Source organism: Mesorhizobium sp. LEGMi-168a (assembly GCF_058312955.1).
Window position 1 is genome coordinate 1 of record NZ_JBZEGV010000155.1, and the last position, 1034, is coordinate 1034.

The window sequence follows — 1034 nt, forward strand, 5'->3', positions numbered from 1 at the left end:
TGTGGGCTTTCAGAAGGTTGTCCATTCGGACCTGACCGAGGAGACTGGAGTTACCACGCTTCAGATTCGCCGGAGGGTCCGAATGAACATCCATAAGAATGCCCGTCTCACGCCGCTGCGTCGAGAGGAGATGGCGCTTGCGGTCATAGAAGGCGGCCTTTCCCAAGCCCAGGCGGCGTTGCAATTCGCGGTGACGGCGAAGGTCGTGAAGCGATGGGTGGAGCGCTACAAGGCGGAAGGCCGTGCCGGCATGGCCGACCGCTCGTCGCGGCCGAGATGCAGCCCGAACGCGACCGGCCAGGCCGTGGCCGACCGGATCGTGGCCCTGCGGCGCCAGCGCCTGACGGGCAAGCACATCGCAAGTGTGGCCGCCGTCTCGGCGGCGACGGTGAGCCGGGTGCTGAAGCGCGCTGGCCTGTCGCGGCTGAAGGACCTTGCGCCTGCCGAGCCGGTGCGGCGCTACGAGCGCGACGCGCCGGGCGACATGATCCACATCGATATCAAGAAACTCGGCCGTTTCGACCGCGTCGGCCATCGCATCACCGGCGATCGCACCGGCCAGTCCAACAGCCGTGGCATCGGCTGGGAGTTCGTCCATGTCTGCATCGACGATGCCTCGCGTATCGCCTTCTCGCAGATCCTGCCGGACGAAAGAAAAGAGAGCGCCGTCGTCTTTCTCCAGGCGGCACTGGCCTACTATGCAAGCCTCGGCGTCACCGTCAGCCGCGTCATGACCGACAACGGTTCCTGCTACAGGTCGAAGGCCTTCGCCAAGGCCTGCCGCGATCTCGGCCTCAAGCACATCCGCACCAAGCCCTATACGCCAAGGACCAACGGAAAGGCCGAACGCTTCATCCAGACCGCGCTCAGGGAATGGGCCTACGCCGTCGCTTATCCAACCTCCGCGCACCGAGCTGCCGAGTTGCCCGTTTGGATGCATCGCTACAATTGGCATCGCCCGCATGGCGGCCTAAAATCCAAAACACCCATCAGTCGCCTCGCATTGTCCGAGGACAACCTGTTGAGGCTCCACA

At 64.2% G+C, this 1034-nt stretch carries 1 protein-coding gene; it reads left to right on the forward strand.

Features of this window, described 5'->3' with window-relative positions; translation table 11 throughout:
* Positions 1–82: 82 nt before the first annotated feature.
* On the forward strand, positions 83–1034 hold a 952-nt coding region (locus AC4FWB_RS34595), incomplete at its 3' end, for an IS481 family transposase (RefSeq protein WP_491030699.1).